This window comes from Erwinia sp. GW821-FHT03D09, from assembly GCF_059420805.1.
Map to the genome: position 1 here is coordinate 38,081 of NZ_JBWKUK010000024.1, position 15,616 is coordinate 53,696.

The window sequence follows — 15,616 nt, forward strand, 5'->3', positions numbered from 1 at the left end:
GCCTTTGGTCGAACAAAGGGATTTTGGGCAGACTATTTCAAACTATTTGAAATAGAGAGTGACGCAGTTGAGATTAACGATGTCACTGCTAATAAACCAAGTTGAAGCCAGAGTAAGTTGGGTAATAAGGCCGCGGATTGGTATTTATGTCGATACCCTTACGTGGCTGAAAATGTTTTTTTAAATTAAAAAATACCGAGCGGTGGCGACACTACCCAGTAAATTATCGGGAAACTAGCACAGTTTAGCGTCCCTGCTTTTTTATGGTGTGCAGTTATCAATTGGTGGGTGTAGTGGTGTTTAAATTTTATATATCAGTAATATGGAGAGCTGAAAAATGTTGAATAAACGATTTTTCCCCATCTATTGGGCACTATTTATCTGGGCAACCTGGGGAGCGTATATGACATACGCCGATACCTGGTATCTATTACAAGAAAACTGGTTTATGAGTGTGACCATGGCATTGGGTTCATTCATTGCCGGAGCAACCAGTGAGGGGGGGGGAGCCGTTGCCTTTCCGGTGATGGTCCTGATTTTTGATATACCCCCCAGCACCGCTCGTGATTTTTCATTGATGATTCAGTCTGTTGGCATGGTATCCGCGTCTATGGCGATCATCATGCTGAGAATACCAATTGTCTGGCGGGCGATAGTGCTAGCATCACTGGGTGGAGTTTGTGGAGTAATCTTCGGCATCGAAGTTATGCAGCCAATGATGCCACCCTCACTCGTTAAACTTTTCTTCACCAGCCTCTGGCTGTCGTTTGGCTGTGTTCTATTCTGGACCAATCGACATGCGGATCGCCAGGTTGTGAGGGATATGGGGCCGGCAACAAATTCAGATATTATTAGGCTGCTTGCTGTTGGTTTTATTGGCGGAACGGTAAGCGGGATCACTGGCAGTGGCTTGGATCTCATCACTTTTTCGCTGCTGGTGCTGTTTTACCGTACCTGCGAAAGCGTGGCCACCCCTACCTCAGTAGTATTGATGGCGATCAATTCAGTCTGTGCATTTCTCTGGATGGAGGGAGTTAGCTCAGGTGTTGCCGAAGCCGCATGGGATTATTGGCTGGTATGCATCCCGATTGTGGTGATTGGGGCACCACTAGGAGCCTGGTTTATTCGCAATAAGTCACGTAAGTTTATTGTGAGAATACTGTATGCTTCTATTGTATCTCAATATATTGGTGCCTTGATAATACTACCTATGGATATGAGACTCGTGCTCTTTAGCGGTTCGGTAATTATTGCCGGATTGCTTTGTTTTTGGACGGCAATTCATTTCGGCAATCGACGCTTAAAACATGTCGGGATGGGGCAACCAGACCCACAAGAAAATCAGGGAACCGACAGGAACTATTCTGCTGGTTAACTTTGATTTTTATTCAACGAAGCCTTTTTTAGTATTATGTGACTACTAATGTGGGTTGATTGAGAAGTGAAGATCAACACACTCTGGGAAGAGGCACCAACTAAATTTGTTTAAAATGTGAGAGCGATGCGAAGCGAATCAAAAACGCCTAAGAACTGCAAAGGATGTTCAGGAACGCATTCGACGAACCAGGTTGGCCGCTTGCGCAACTCTGCCAAACTCGTCATTCTTCTGCCAGTGCGTATAACGGAAATATGCTTTGTTGTCTCAGCCTACGCCCTGAAAATGTCCTTTAATTGGTCTTTGAGGCGGTTCAACTCAAGAAATGCTTATTTTGTTTCACAAGGCAATACTCTGCGTGAAGCACTGCAGGCTCTCGGGCCGACTTTCATCAAGCTTGGCCAAATCCTCAGTTCCAGACCGGACTTAGTGTCGCCAGAAATCTCATCTCAGTTAGCCGACCTGCAAGAACAAGTAGAGTCCAGAAAGCCCGCGCAAGTAAAGCGTCTAATAGCACAGTTCCTTGGCCGAGAGCTAAACAGTGTCTTCGGACACTTCGAAGAAGAACCTATTGCAGCTGGTAGCGTAGCCCATGTTTATCGGGCGGAACTGTTAGATGGCTCCGTAGTCGCGGTTAAGATCGTGCGACCGGGAGTGCGATGGCGGATGCTTTGTGACATGGTACTCTTTTCGGTAACGGCTAAAATACTAAGTTTGGTGCCGCGGATGAGGTTAATACCAATGGCTCCAATGGTAGAGGAAGTACGCCATATTCTGATTTGTCAGCTTAATTTGTCTGCCGAGGCTTGCAACTATAGAAAATTCAGAGAGAATTTTTGCAAATCGCCCCACGTACAGTTACCCCGGATACACAGTGAGCTCTCAAACGACCGAATGCTGACAATGGAGTATCTCGACGGTCTGCAAAGAGTCGAGCAAATGGCTAAGAAAGTGGGATGCACAGGTGAACTCGCCAATACTTGCCTCCGAGCACTTTTCCAAATGATTTTTGTCGACGGATTCGTCCACGGTGACCTGCATCCAGGCAACGTCAGGTTCAAGAATGATGAAGAACTCGTATTGCTCGACTGTGGATTAGTCGTTCACCTGGATCCCAAAAGACAGTCTGAGTTCACTCGATTCTTCTTGTCTATTGCAACAAACAATGGAAGCGAGTGCGCGAAAATAGCTCTCTCAACATCTACCTGGCGTACCAGGATCTTCGATTGGAACTGCTTCGAAAAAGAGATGTGCGAACTCGTCAACGCAAATTCAGGTAAGAGCGCAGAACAATTCGAGGTGGCTCACTTCGCCAAAGAACTCTTTGAGTTGTTTCGGCGCAACGGGCTGCGTGGATCTACCGATTTTGTTACCGTAATTTTAGCACTGGTCGTTTTTGAGGGAATCGTTAAGCAGTTATCGCCATCGCTTGATTTTCAAACAGAGGCTCGTAACTTTCTGTTAGAAGTTGGGTTGTAATTTATTTGGCTATTTTGAGGCTTTTTTACCGACACAGGTGAATATTTTGGGGGGATTACATCTGAAAATGTCAGGGCTGATGATGGATTGCACAGAATTGAGCTGGAGTAAAAAAATCAATATATAGCTAAAAAATATCCCTGTATTGCTGAAATATTAACCCGTCAGAGATGAATATAAGGCTAATCAGGCAGTGTCTACAGGCCATTATTGAAAGCAAAAAATCAGCCGATTGGCTGATTTTAATTACTAATTTCGCGAGTAATTATAATAAGTGGGGGGCCAACAAGAATCCCCCCGAACCAATTAAAAATCCCAGTCTTCGTCTTCGGTATCGACGGCTTTGCCCATGACGTAAGAGGAGCCAGAGCCCGAGAAGAAGTCGTGGTTTTCATCCGCGTTAGGTGACAGCGCGGAGAGGATCGCCGGATTCACGTCGGTCATTTCTGCCGGGAACAGTGCCTCATAGCCGAGGTTCATCAGCGCCTTGTTGGCATTGTAGTGCAGGAATTTCTTCACATCTTCCTGCCAGCCGACGCCCTGATACAGCGCATCGGTATACTCCACTTCGTTCTCATACAGTTCCAGCAGCAGGCCAACGGCGAACTGCTGCAGCTCTTCTTTACGCTCGTCGCTCTGAGTTTCCAGCGCTTTTTGGTACTTGTAACCAATGTAGTAGCCGTGTACCGCTTCATCTTTAATAATCAGGCGGATAAGGTCGGCGGTGTTGGTCAACTTACCGCGGCTGGACCAGTACATTGGCAGATAAAAACCGGAATAGAACAGGAATGATTCCAGAAACACGCTGGCAATTTTCTTTTTCAGCGGGTCATTTTCATAGTAGTGCTGCAGGATGATGTCGGCCTTGCGCTGTAGCGGTTCATTTTCCTCGCTCCATGCATAGGCGGCATCCACATCGCTGGTGTGGCACAGGGTTGAGAAGATCGAGCTGTAGGAGCGGGCATGCACCGCTTCCATAAAGCTGATGTTCGACATCACCGCTTCTTCATGCGGGGTCAGCGCGTCGGCCATCAGCGCCGGTGCGCCCAGGGTATTCTGAATGGTATCCAGCAGCGTCAGGCCGGTGAACACGCGGATGGTCAGCTGTTGTTCATCGGCATTAAGGCCGTTCCACGCCGGAATATCGTTCGACAACGGAACCTTTTCCGGCAGCCAGAAGTTACTGGTCAGGCGGTTCCACACTTCCAAATCCTTTTCGTCTTCGATTTTATTCCAGTTAATAGCGTGAACTTTCTTCAGTTTCATAGTGATATCTTTAGTTCCGATCCCGGCACCGACCGGTCGCGAATAAATGTTAGACGGGCCGGAGGTGCGCCGGCCCGCGATTTAATGTGTTGTTACAGCGAGCAGGAGACGCAGCCTTCGACTTCGGTTCCCTGCAATGCCATCTGGCGCAGACGGATGTAGTAGAGCGTCTTGATGCCTTTCTTCCACGCGTAAATCTGCGCTTTGTTGATATCGCGAGTCGTCGCGGTATCGCGGAAGAACAGGGTCAGTGACAGGCCCTGATCGACATGGCGCGTGGCTTCGGCGTAGGTATCGATAATCGCTTCCGGCCCGATGTCATACGCGTCGCGGTAGTAGTCCTGATTATCGTTGTTCATAAACGGTGCCGGATAGTATACGCGCCCGGTTTTACCCTCTTTACGAATCTCAATTCGCGACACAATCGGGTGAATACTCGACGTTGCATGGTTGATATAGGAGATCGAACCGGTTGGCGGGATAGCCTGCAGGTTCTGGTTATACAGGCCGTCCTTCATCACCGCGGCTTTCAGCGTCTGCCACTGTTCGCGGGTTGGGATTTCTATACCGGCATCGGCAAACAGGGCCGCGACGCGTGCGGTGCGCGGCAGCCAGCTCTGCTCAACGTACTGGTTGAAATACTCACCGCTGGCATAGCGTGAATCACTAAAACCGCTGAAGGTGGTACCGCGCTCGCGCGCCAGCAGGTTCGACGTGCGCAGCGCGTGATAGGTGATGGTATAGAAGTAGATATTAGTAAAATCCAGCCCTTCTTCACTGCCGTACTGAATGCGCTCACGCGCCAGATAGCCGTGCAGGTTCATCTGTCCCAGGCCGATAGCGTGTGACAGTGCATTCCCCTGCTCAACGGAAGGCACCGAGCCGATGTGGCTCTGATCGGAAACCGCCGTCAGGCCGCGCACGGCGATTTCTACCGTACGCGCGAAGTCCTCTGAGTCCATCGCATGGGCAATATTCAGCGAGCCCAGGTTGCAGGAAATATCCTTACCGATGCGGCGATAGCTGAGATCGTCGTTGTATTCGGTCGGCGTATTGACCTGCAGGATCTCCGAGCACAGGTTGCTCATATTTATGCGGCCGTGAATCGGGTTGGCGCGGTTGACCGTATCTTCAAACATGATGTACGGGTAGCCGGACTCAAACTGAATTTCAGCCAGCGTCTGGAAGAATTCGCGCGGATTGATAAAGGTACGACGAATGCGCTCGTCGGCCAGCATTTCGTCATATTTCTCGCTGATGCTGATATCGGCAAATGGCAGTCCGTAGATACGCTCGACGTCATACGGGGAGAACAGCGCCATTGGCTGATTGTCTTTCGCCAGTTGGAAGGTCACATCCGGAATCACTACGCCGAGCGAAAGTGTTTTGATACGGATTTTTTCATCGGCGTTTTCGCGCTTGGTGTCCAGAAAACGCAGAATATCCGGGTGATGGGCGTTCAGATATACGGCACCGGCACCCTGGCGTGCGCCCAGCTGATTGGCGTAGGAGAAGGCATCTTCCAGCATCTTCATCACCGGGATCACCCCGGATGACTGGTTTTCGATGCGCTTAATCGGCGCACCGGACTCACGCAGGTTGGAGAGCAGGAACGCCACGCCACCGCCGCGCTTGGAGAGCTGGAGCGCCGAGTTTACCGCACGGCCAATCGACTCCATATTGTCTTCAATACGCAGCAGGAAGCAGGAAACCAGCTCGCCGCGCTGCTGCTTGCCGCAGTTCAGGAAGGTTGGCGTGGCGGGCTGGAAGCGTCCGGCGAGAATTTCATCGCTCAGCGCCAGCGCCAGCGCCTGGTCACCCTGAGCCAGGGTCAGCGCCACCATGCACACGCGCTCGGTAAAGCCCTCAAGGTAGCGCTTACCGTCGAAGGTTTTCAGCGTGTAGCTGGTATAGAACTTCCAGGCACCCAGGAAAGTCTGGAAGCGGAAGCGGCGCGAATAAGCCTGCTCGAACAGCGCGCAGACGAAATCGAACGGATAGGCATTGAGCACGTCGGCTTCGTAGTAACCTTCAGCGACCAGATACTGTAAACGCTCGGCCACCGAGGCGAACTGCACGCTATTGGGAATAACGTGCTGAATAAAATACTGACGCGTGGCTTCGCGATCTTTCTCAAACTGGATGTTGCCTGCGGCATCATACAGATTCAGCATCGCATTGAGCGCGTGATAATCAGGGGCGGCCGCTGCGGCCTCTATGAGGGTGCTGTCTGTCGTTGCCAAAATTCGGTTACTCCCTTGTAAACGTTAGCGATATCGTCTGCGGTACCCATCAGCTCAAAGCGATAGAGGTAGGGCACCTGACATTTACGCGCAATAATGTCGCCAGCGAGGCAGTAGGCCTCACCGAAGTTACGGTTTCCAGCAGCAATCACGCCGCGGATAAGCTGACGATTATTGGTATCATTAAGAAATTGAATCACCTGCTTAGGCACCGCACCATGACTGGTGCCGCCGCCGTAGCTGGGCACTATCAGTATATAAGGCTGGTCTACCTGCAGGCGCTGAGCGCTGTCTAACGGAATACGTCGCGCCGGCAGGTTTAAGCGGGTGATGAAGCGATGGGTGTTTTCCGACTGGCTGGAGAAATAGACCAGCATAGTCATCGCCTTAACCCCGGACGGCTGCCAGATGGCTCAGTGCCTGAATCTTATCAGGGCGGAAGCCGCTCCAGTGATCCTGCTCGGCCATGACGACCGGGACCTGGCGATAACCAAGGGATTTAAGAGTTTCTACGTGAGCGGGTTCGCTATCGAGGTTGATCAGCTGATAGTCGATCCCTTTCTTATCCATCGCATTTTTTGTCGCGTTGCACTGGACACAATTATTTTTAGTGTAAATAATAATGCGCATGATTCGTATTCACCTTGCGGGCTGATTAACTAAGTATCTGGCGCGGAAATTACTGCCCGAGTCGCGCCGCCACTGCCACACCATGTTGCGTGGTCTTGATGAAGTGAATACTAGATATAGTGGCCATAAAAAGCAACCACACAAGATATAGGAAAAGCGTATTTATTTAGCCAGGATGCTCACAAGCCTTATGGCACAAGGTTTTGCGCAGATAAAAATAATGCCCGCACTATGATCTGCGAGCATTTGTTCAAAAAATAAACGGTACTAACGGCGGGTTGTGCTGGTGGCGATTAATGCGCCGATCAGTACACCGACAGCGGTACCGATCCCCACGCCGTGCCAGGGTTTATCGCGTACATAAGTGTTCACCTGAGCGCCAGCATCCCTTGCAGTCTGAGTCACCCGATTGTGGCCCTGCAGTTTGGCCCGGGTCTCTTTTAGCAGTGTTTCAGCACGGCTTTTAGCACCTTCCACGTCATCCTTTGCTTTACTGCCGTAGGATTTCAGCAGGTCATCAAGGGTATCTGCCAGCAGTGATACATCTTCACTCAGATCAATATCGTTATTTTTCGCAGTCCGGTTGAACATTTTCGCTCCCTAATTCTGAAATGTACTATTAAGTATAGGACAGGCTAAAAATCGGCAACGCTGAAAACCTGCGTTTTGGATTATTCCGAAAGCACTGGCTATGTGGCCTGAGGTAAGGTTGCGGGGTTTGCAGACACAGAGGAAAAAGCATGTATTTACGACCTGATGAGGTAGCTCGCGTACTGGAAAAGGCGGGATTTGAGATGGATACGGTCACTGCCAAAAGTTACGGTTACAGTCGGGGTGAAAACTACGTCTATGTTAATCGTGAGGCGCGTTTAGGTCGTACGGCGCTGGTTATCCATCCGACACTGAAAGAGAAAAGCCAGGCGATTGCGGTACCGGCATCTGATATAAAAACCTGCGAACATTACGTCCGCTTCCCGATGTACCTGGTGGGCGACACAAACGATCATTATGGCATACCCTACGGCTTCAGCTCGCGCGCCGCACTCGAGCGCTATCTGGAACGGATGTTTGACTAATTTCCCCGTCGGATGCTGAAATCGCGCAAAAAAATGCGCCCGCAGGCGCATTCAGAATTCAGTTCGATTTGTCACAATCAGAAGTTGTAACCGACAACCAGGTAGTAGCCAAAGCCGTTGGATTTAACGTGGAACGGTCCGTTGCCGAAGTTCAGCTCGGTGCCATCGTTCCACTGGCCGCCGTTGTGGAAGTAACGCGCCACGAACGAGTAGTGCCAGTGATCGTAACCCAGTGACAGAATATGGCTGGAGGCGATGGAGTTGCTGGTACGCGCAGGCGCGGAGTTGTCGCCCAGATCTGAACCCCAGTCAAAGTTGGTGAAACCGATATAGCTCAGGTTGCCGCCCCACAGACTGGTGATCGGCACAAAGTATTTCACCTTGAAGCGATAGCCATCCCACTCATTTTCATTCGCGGCGCCGTAGTTCGCCCACTGATATTTTGCGTAAACGTTCAGCGACAGGCCAACATCTGAATGCGTATCGATATCGGTACCCAGGCCCATGTACCAGGTATTCTGGCGATTGGCGCGGTTGTCACCCATATCGTAGATATAGTTGTTAGCGAAATACCACTCTTTGAATGGACCAAAGCCCAGGTTAACGCCGGTCAGCTTATCGATAGAGAAGCGCGGCTCAATTTCCATAAAAAATGGAGAACCGTTGTCCCATGCACCTTTATCGTTGCCGTTGCCCACGCCGAAGAATTTAGGCACATCGATGTAGCCGTAGAAATCAAACCAGTCTTTTTTCGCGAAGGCTTCATATTCCAGGTAAACGTCGTTGTTCAGCTGCGGTCCGAAACGGGTGTGGTAGCTTCCAACAACGTTAACACTCTGGTGCCACCAGTCGGAAACGTATTCAGGGCTGCTTGAATCAGCGAAAGAGACGTTGGTATAAGACAACGCTGCCAGCGCACCAGCCATCATAATTTTATATTTCATTATAGTACCACATGCTCAGAGACCATCCTCAGCTGCCAGCGCGAGGGTCAGGTTGGGTTAGTAAAGCCTTCAAAACGGGTCCCGCCGCAAATGACGAAAATCCCCATCAGTAATGTTGCGGCAGTGTGCCGTTATCCGGCCATTAGGAAATAGAGATTGCTCACACTTGTCAAATTCTGTTTCATTTCAAGTCAGTTAAAGTGTGATGAGTGTCACATAAAAGCGTGTGGAATTAGGGAACTTTCCGTTTTAGTGCTAATTCGCTGATTAAATGAGCGGTTAAACGTTTGCCTGCAGCGAGTTTTAGAAAAGGAGAGCGCTGGTAGAAAAAAAGTCTGATGTGCTGAGGTTAAAAAGTGAAATGAAATATAACTTTTGATTATGGCTTTACAGCGTGGAAGGTGTTTTTTTGCTCAGTTGCAGCGGTAATGTAAGTTGGCCAGATGCTGCAAATCGGCTTTTTTTGCCTGCCGGGCCAGTGCGGGAAAATCAGAAAACTGGTAGCGTGAAACCGGTACAGGCAGACGAGCCATTGAGCGCCCGGGTCGTATTTCCAGGCGTCCAAAGTGGGAAAGTTCAATGCCATTAAAGCGGTCGGGCAACGTCAGCCAGAGCGGGGGAACACTCTCCGGTGCACGTGAAGGCAGCCGCCGTTCGCTTACATCATAGTTACGGTAGCGCAGCAGAAATTTATCCGGCAGGCGACAGGCGCTGTTCCACCACAGACGATCGAGCATATCGAAGTGGAAGCGCGTCCCGGCGGGAGACTCTGCCTCAAGCTGGTCCAGCGCCTGCGGGATCATTGTTCGCATGGCTCGCTGATAGCGGGATAGTGAAGCGCCACCTCCCGCATTGAGTAAATCGATCGCCATGCGGGTTCCGAGCAGATTGGAATAGAGATCTTCCGGAGAAAAAGCCGAAACGCCTTCGGAAAATCCCTTTACTGATTCAAACCCATACCACTGTGCCACCTCATGCCATGCGGCAAGTTCGAATGCCAGATGCGCTGCCAGAAATACCGCCAGCCTGTAACGTTCAGTGGCACTGGCTGGAGGGAAGTAGGAAAACAGGTGGATTTCGCGCTGGCCCAACTCGTCGCCAAGTTTCAGCGTTGTTGCCTGGCCCATGCGGGGCCAGATATGACTGAACAACCACAGCGTGTTATCAGCGCTGTCACGCAGATGCGCCAGATCGATGAAGCCACCCCGACGCGTGTAGACCAGGCCGTTGTGTTCGCTGTTCAGACCGCTCAGCGTGCTCAGCATGTCCAACATGCCTGGATTGAAGTGGTGTTTCCCTGTGTCTGTTGGAGCAACCACGTTATCCACTTGATACCACGGTACCGGTATGCCAAATAGTTTAGCTTTAAGGCTATAGCCGAAAGCACAACATGGCCTCAGGCCGTTCGGCTGCGGCAGTGGCCGCGTCAACAACCATACCTGGGGTGACTGACCTGCCGGAAGGCTGAGATCGGCCATGGGGATTATCGGGTAATCAGGTTGCTGAGCCTTGCTGTTGGCGAAGAAAATGAATGGTACAAGCAACACCAACCGGCCGATTAAACGGAAGATCAAAACGCCTCCCCAACCTGGAAGTAAAAACCTGAACTGTGTTGGCCAAGGCCATAATCAAGGCGGATGTTCATATTTTTCTTAAACTCAAAGCGGTATCCGGCCCCGACAGACGGCAGCCAGTGCCCGTCAAGAACCTCACTCGGTTTGTCCGACATACTACCGGCACCCAGCCATGCCACTACGCCGTGGCGCCAGCTGAGTTTTTTGCGCCATTCCAGCTGGCTGGTCAGCATATTACGATTGCGATATCGCCCTTCGTAGTAGCCGCGCAGATGATGGCTGTCCCCCAGCAGCGACTGCATAGTCCAGGGGACGTGTCCGCTGGTAAAACGACTGTAGACCTCCCAGGCCAGAAGATTGGTGTCATTTATGGCATGATAAAGGTTGTACTGCGCGTCTAAAGCATCAAAACGATTATCGCTGGCTATCGCCGGGCTGTATCGGGTCCATGACAGGTTCAGTACCTGACCGCGCGACGGATTCGCTACAAAATCGCGGGAGTCATAGCTAAACAGCATGCTGGCTCCTGAGCTGAAGATATGGCGTGACTCATTCTGATGATAGAAACTGCCGTTGGTTTTATGCTGTAGCGATGAAGCGCCTTCATAGGAGAACGACCAGCCAACACCGGCGTAGGTATGGTTAGCCAACTGATAGAGTATGCGTGGCACGCCGCTCAATTTTGTTGAGTCGTAGGACTGCTTGCCACGCTGTTTTCGCCCGGCACGGTATCCTTCTCCCCAGTAGTGCAGCGGTCTGCGACTGAGATCGCCAGACAGGTAAAAACGCCAGCTATCATCATCTAAAAACGTGTAGTTTTCATAGCCCACACCAAAAGCCCCGGTTGAGCTGGCAAATCCGGTGAAAGAGAGGGAAGAGAGCGGCGTATGGTGCTGATATTCATCGGGGCGGTAAAGCCCAACCGCGGCAACGCCAACACCCACTCCAAGTTCTGGCGTGTAGAAAGGCCCGGGGACAACTCCCCAGTCAATCGTCTTATTTATGTCGGCTTTACGGTCTGCCCCTAACTTGTTCAGAAAATGATCGATGGTTTGCCTGTCGGGAATTACGGTGGCCTGACCCAGAGGGGAAATAGTTATCAGGCCACAGAGAAGTATTATCTTTAACCACATGTCTAGAAGCGAAACTCTCCGCCGACCATAAAGCTGTTACGGTTGGAAAAGCCGACTTCCGAGGTGATATTGAAGTTACGGGTCAGCTCATACTGACCGCCGACCAGAATATTCCATGGTGATTTAAGATGCTGTTTCACCCGGAAACGCCCCTGGTCGTCTCTGTTGACCATATTGACCAGTGTACTCAGCCCGGCAGGCATATGCAGATCGCTGATATTCCCTTTGAAGTCCTGATCGACATCCTGATACATGGTGCCAACCCACAGACTGGCATGGGTGACAGGAATGGAAAAGCGCTCGGCGCCAGGAACAGTAAAGCGGTAACCAACGCGTGGCGTGAAGGTAAAGGCGGAGATATTACCGTCCAGTACGTCGAAGTGCGTTTCGGTATAGTTGAAATCCATCGTACCGAACCAGTCGTGATAGCCGTAGGCCAGCGTTGTGCCACCACCCCAGGTGGTGCCTTTAAATTTCAGCGTAAAATCAATGTTTTTAAGCCCGGGTAGACATCCGCTTCCTGTTATACAGGCACTAATATTGGAAACCGAACGCCCTCGGGTATGCCCGACAATCCCGTAGACGTTCATAAACGGAAATAACCAGGTATCCAGTCTTGCGGTATCCGTTTTACTTTTTTCCCTGGTGTGGCCGACGAGAATATTAAACATATTATCGACAGGGATAGAGCCTATTCCTGGAACGGGAAATTTCAAGTTGGAAAAATTAATACTTTTAACTTTAATATTCTGATGGATATCCATATGGGTATAGCCAATACCATAAGGATCTGGCAAATCGTAGCCGCGTTCTCTGGCTTCCTTGCCAAAAAATGGCAAAGGCCCCGTCGTTTCACCGAAGAGATCCGGCGATTTCTCTTTGGGAGTAATAGATGCCGCAGAGGGATCAAGCGGGTCGCTGTGATAATCGTAAGAAGGTGCTTGTTTTTGCATATTGGGAATCGCTGCCTGCACCGTCAGTGCCGGTACCATGCATAACAAAACACCGCAAAGCGTAAATGCTTCCCTGCAGTAAACCTTTCTCATTATTCCATTCCATGTCAGGCTATACGTAAAGACGCATATCTTAATTGTAGGGGCGTGTTTTATTAAACCAGAAAGTGCTGCATATTATAATTTTATGATTTTAATGGTAAATAAAAATTAATGGTGGTTTTTTAAATTTTTAATTCTAAGTGATTAGGTTTAATCTTAATTTTTTATTTGATAATGCGGAAAATAGAGTTTTGCATTGATTTTATAATCAGTTACATCTGACTGTGCTGGGATAACTAAACGTGTCGCTATCCCAGCATATATTAAATTCAGGCAGTAATAAACTGACGCAACAGCTGTAGAACCAAAGGTAGTTCGGTAATACCGTGACGGCTGAGAAAATGCCCGTAGTCCGGCAGCGCGTAGAACGGCGCGTTCAGCTGCTGGCTCAAGCGTAGTGATAGCGCAGGCGGTACGATATCGTCGTTTAGCGAGGCGATAACGGCGCGATGCGGCAAACGCTGTACGATACTGGTAGCATCAAACGGCGCGGACATGAAGGTATCCAGCTCCGGCAGCGGTGGGACATTTTCGCTGAAGCCTGCCACCATAATCACCCCTGCGGCATCCTGCCCGACGGGCTGGTGGTTCAGGTAGCGCAGGGCAGTAATGCAGCCCAGGCTGTGGCCCACGAACCAGGTTTGGTTATCCACCTCGCCGACACATTCAGCCAGCGCGGCCTGCCATGCTTTATCCTCGGGATGTTGTGAATTCGGTAGCGCCGGGACGGTAACCACCATGCCCAGCGCTTCCGCTTCAGATTTTAGCCAGTCAAACCAGTGGTGGTGGGGGCCTGCCGTGTAACCGTGAATAATAAATAAGCGGGGTGATGCCATTAGCTTTTTGCTCCTGAACGGCGGAATTCGCTCTACAGCATAGCGAGATAACGTACCGATCTCACTTCCAACTCAATCCACCCTTCGCAATCGCCGCTCTGTTCCAGCCGTTTGGTCCGCGTTAAACACAGGCCGGGGCTGAGGCTTATCGCCTCAGCCAGCTCCAGGTTCGAACAGCGTCCCTCGCGTTGAAGATGCTCGAGTATTCTGAGATCGGCGAGGCCCAGAGATTTTGAATTGACATAAAAGGACTATACCACAGGATTTAACTGCCCGGTGCGAGCGGCAGCGGCTTCCGTCAGCGCCTGGTCAAGTGCCCTGATGACCATGGCCGCCTGCTCCTCGCTCAGGATCAGCGGCGGGCGGATTTTAAGCACGTTGTGCCCCTTCGCGCAGGCGCTCAGTAATATTCCCTGCTGGCGCATCCGGTTTACCACCTGGCTGGTCAGCCAGCGATCCGGGGTGCGCTCAAGGCGATCGGATACCAGCTCCACGCCGACGAAAAGACCGGCGCCCCGTACGTCGGCAATCGCCTGATGCTGCGCCTGAAGTTCGATAATGCCATCGAGCAGAACCTTGCCTACATTGCGGGCATGATCGATCAGCCCCTTGCGTTCGATAGTCTGCAATACGGCTAAAGCCGCCGCGCAGGAGACGGTATTGCCCGCAAAGGTATTGAAGTATCGGGAGCGCTGGCCGAATTCTTCCAGCACGTCGGCAGTGGCCAACAGACCGGCAATCGGCTGGCCGTTGCCCATCGGTTTGCCCAGGGTAACGATGTCAGGAATGACACCGTGGCGCTGGAATCCCCACATATGTTCACCCGTTCGCCCAAATCCAGGCTGCACCTCGTCGGCAATAAACAGACCGCCAGCGCGTTTAATCGCCTCGACGGCACCTTTCAAAAAGCCTGTCGGACCCGGCAGAATCCCGTCACTGGTGAAGAGCGAATCGACAATCAGCATGGCGGGCTTAATACCGTGGCGCTGCAAATCGGCGATGGCGGTTTACCTCATCCAGACGATAAAAGCGGAAGCTGTCGAGAAAGGCCGGCATCTGCTGTTGTGCAACGCGCTCGGAAAAAAGCACTTTTGCGGTCGGCCCCATTTCAAAATTAATAAGCGTTCCATAACAATCAAAGCTGATTTATTTTGGTTTAAAAATCATTATGTTAACCCTCTTGTGTGCTCGATTGAAAAAGTATATCGTCCCGCTCGAACACAAAAATTCATAAATTCATATAAATCAGGCAAGACCCATCGCCCTGCGCCCAGCTGGCAAGCTGCCCGGACGCAGTTCGCGGCGCGCGTTTGTCGCCGGGATGGGCAGTGCAATGCTGATCGGTGGGCTGCTGCTGTGGGGCTGGCACAGTTTTATCCGGCCTTCTGCGGCACATCAGCAGCTCTCCGCCTCGTTGACGCCATTGCCCGAGCGGCTGACGGAACAACAGCTGAGTGAACTTCGGCAGGCCTTGCCGGAGGCGGACCTCCACACGGATAAGATGCAGAAGCAGCTTAAGTGGCTAATGTCGCTGCCGCCGGGCTGGCCGGAGCAGTATAGCCAGCAATTAATTACTCAGGGCATGGCGCTGTGGCCGGGTAATCCTGCGGTGTTACAGATGCAACAGGCGTGGCAGCAGTAGCTGGAAAATAATGCTGTACCACTGGCGGCGCTGAGCAACTGGCATCAGGGAATGCTCAAGCTGCAGCAGTTGGCCGAGCGGCTGAACGGGCTGGATGAAAAGCGCGGTAAATATATGACAGTCAGCCAACTGAAATCAGACGTTTTGCCATCACTCAGGCTTTTAACCGCGCGCCGCCCGTTGAGGAACTGCTGCGCCAGTATGAAGCGGATTCGCCGGATTTACAGCACAGGCAGGTTGAGATGGCTCTCGAACGGTTGCAAAAAAGAGATGTTTTACTTAGTGGAAAAGCGTCCCAGGCGCGGCAGATTAAGCTGAAAGCAAAGGGGGAGTAACCGTTATCCATTGTGGCGAATACGATTA

17 protein-coding genes are annotated in these 15,616 nt (G+C 51.1%); 5 read left to right on the forward strand and 12 right to left on the reverse strand.

Going from position 1 to position 15,616, the window contains the following annotated elements; translation table 11 throughout:
- Positions 1–337 precede the first annotated feature (337 nt).
- Complete coding sequence (locus tag AC07U6_RS20095; RefSeq protein ID WP_494763564.1) at positions 338–1,375, forward strand: sulfite exporter TauE/SafE family protein; 1,038 nt, start codon at positions 338–340, stop codon at positions 1,373–1,375.
- Between the two features lie 201 nt (positions 1,376–1,576).
- Positions 1,577–2,854 (forward strand): ABC1 kinase family protein, encoded by a 1,278-nt coding sequence (locus AC07U6_RS20100; RefSeq protein WP_494763563.1) that lies wholly within the window; start codon positions 1,577–1,579, stop codon positions 2,852–2,854.
- Between the two features lie 306 nt (positions 2,855–3,160).
- Here the strand turns inward: AC07U6_RS20100 and nrdF are convergent, their stop codons facing one another.
- The 5 genes from nrdF to AC07U6_RS20125 form a co-directional block, all read right to left on the reverse strand.
- Positions 3,161–4,120 (reverse strand): class 1b ribonucleoside-diphosphate reductase subunit beta, encoded by a 960-nt coding sequence (nrdF, locus tag AC07U6_RS20105; RefSeq protein WP_494763562.1) that lies wholly within the window; start codon positions 4,118–4,120, stop codon positions 3,161–3,163.
- A gap of 92 nt (positions 4,121–4,212) precedes the next feature.
- On the reverse strand, positions 4,213–6,363 hold the full coding sequence (nrdE, locus tag AC07U6_RS20110; RefSeq protein WP_494763561.1) for a class 1b ribonucleoside-diphosphate reductase subunit alpha: 2,151 nt from the start codon (positions 6,361–6,363) through the stop codon (positions 4,213–4,215).
- Positions 6,336–6,746, reverse strand: a complete 411-nt coding sequence (nrdI, locus tag AC07U6_RS20115) for a class Ib ribonucleoside-diphosphate reductase assembly flavoprotein NrdI (protein WP_494763560.1) — start codon at positions 6,744–6,746, stop codon at positions 6,336–6,338. The genes nrdE and nrdI overlap by 28 nt, the downstream gene beginning before the upstream one ends.
- Before the next feature lie 4 nt (positions 6,747–6,750).
- Positions 6,751–6,993 carry a glutaredoxin-like protein NrdH gene (nrdH, locus tag AC07U6_RS20120; RefSeq protein ID WP_105593143.1) on the reverse strand — a complete coding sequence of 81 codons (243 nt, stop codon included), beginning with the start codon at positions 6,991–6,993 and terminating at the stop codon, positions 6,751–6,753.
- A gap of 267 nt (positions 6,994–7,260) precedes the next feature.
- Positions 7,261–7,584 (reverse strand): DUF883 family protein, encoded by a 324-nt coding sequence (locus AC07U6_RS20125; protein WP_494763559.1) that lies wholly within the window; start codon positions 7,582–7,584, stop codon positions 7,261–7,263.
- Positions 7,585–7,733: 149 nt separating this feature from the next.
- On the opposite strand from AC07U6_RS20125, the gene AC07U6_RS20130 reads away from it, so the two are divergent.
- A complete protein-coding gene (locus AC07U6_RS20130) occupies positions 7,734–8,069 on the forward strand; it encodes a DUF2002 family protein (RefSeq protein WP_105593145.1) in 336 nt (111 codons plus the stop codon).
- A 77-nt stretch (positions 8,070–8,146) separates the two neighbouring features.
- Here AC07U6_RS20130 and AC07U6_RS20135 read toward each other — a convergent pair whose 3' ends face one another.
- The 7 genes from AC07U6_RS20135 to AC07U6_RS20165 form a co-directional block, all read right to left on the reverse strand.
- Positions 8,147–9,013 carry a nucleoside-specific channel-forming protein Tsx gene (locus AC07U6_RS20135; RefSeq protein ID WP_105593146.1) on the reverse strand — a complete coding sequence of 289 codons (867 nt, stop codon included), beginning with the start codon at positions 9,011–9,013 and terminating at the stop codon, positions 8,147–8,149.
- A gap of 413 nt (positions 9,014–9,426) precedes the next feature.
- Positions 9,427–10,491 (reverse strand): DUF4056 domain-containing protein, encoded by a 1,065-nt coding sequence (locus tag AC07U6_RS20140; protein WP_494764535.1) that lies wholly within the window; start codon positions 10,489–10,491, stop codon positions 9,427–9,429.
- Between the two features lie 92 nt (positions 10,492–10,583).
- Positions 10,584–11,531, reverse strand: a complete 948-nt coding sequence (locus tag AC07U6_RS20145; RefSeq protein WP_494763558.1) for a BamA/TamA family outer membrane protein — start codon at positions 11,529–11,531, stop codon at positions 10,584–10,586.
- Between the two features lie 191 nt (positions 11,532–11,722).
- Positions 11,723–12,766 carry a hypothetical protein gene (locus AC07U6_RS20150; RefSeq protein ID WP_494763557.1) on the reverse strand — a complete coding sequence of 348 codons (1,044 nt, stop codon included), beginning with the start codon at positions 12,764–12,766 and terminating at the stop codon, positions 11,723–11,725.
- 278 nt (positions 12,767–13,044) lie between these two features.
- A complete protein-coding gene (locus AC07U6_RS20155) occupies positions 13,045–13,611 on the reverse strand; it encodes an RBBP9/YdeN family alpha/beta hydrolase (RefSeq protein ID WP_494763556.1) in 567 nt (188 codons plus the stop codon).
- A 32-nt stretch (positions 13,612–13,643) separates the two neighbouring features.
- Entirely contained in the window at positions 13,644–13,838 is a 195-nt protein-coding gene (locus AC07U6_RS20160; RefSeq protein WP_494764834.1) for a winged helix-turn-helix domain-containing protein, read from the reverse strand.
- A 24-nt stretch (positions 13,839–13,862) separates the two neighbouring features.
- On the reverse strand, positions 13,863–14,576 hold the full coding sequence (locus AC07U6_RS20165) for an aminotransferase class III-fold pyridoxal phosphate-dependent enzyme (RefSeq protein WP_494763555.1): 714 nt from the start codon (positions 14,574–14,576) through the stop codon (positions 13,863–13,865).
- 368 nt (positions 14,577–14,944) lie between these two features.
- Between AC07U6_RS20165 and AC07U6_RS20170 the strand changes: the two genes are divergently transcribed.
- Both AC07U6_RS20170 and AC07U6_RS20175 read left to right on the forward strand, forming a co-directional pair.
- Positions 14,945–15,253: a VasL domain-containing protein gene (locus tag AC07U6_RS20170; protein ID WP_494763554.1), complete on the forward strand. Its 309-nt coding sequence runs from the start codon at positions 14,945–14,947 to the stop codon at positions 15,251–15,253.
- Entirely contained in the window at positions 15,254–15,571 is a 318-nt protein-coding gene (locus AC07U6_RS20175; protein WP_494764533.1) for a VasL domain-containing protein, read from the forward strand.
- Positions 15,572–15,616 lie beyond the last annotated feature (45 nt).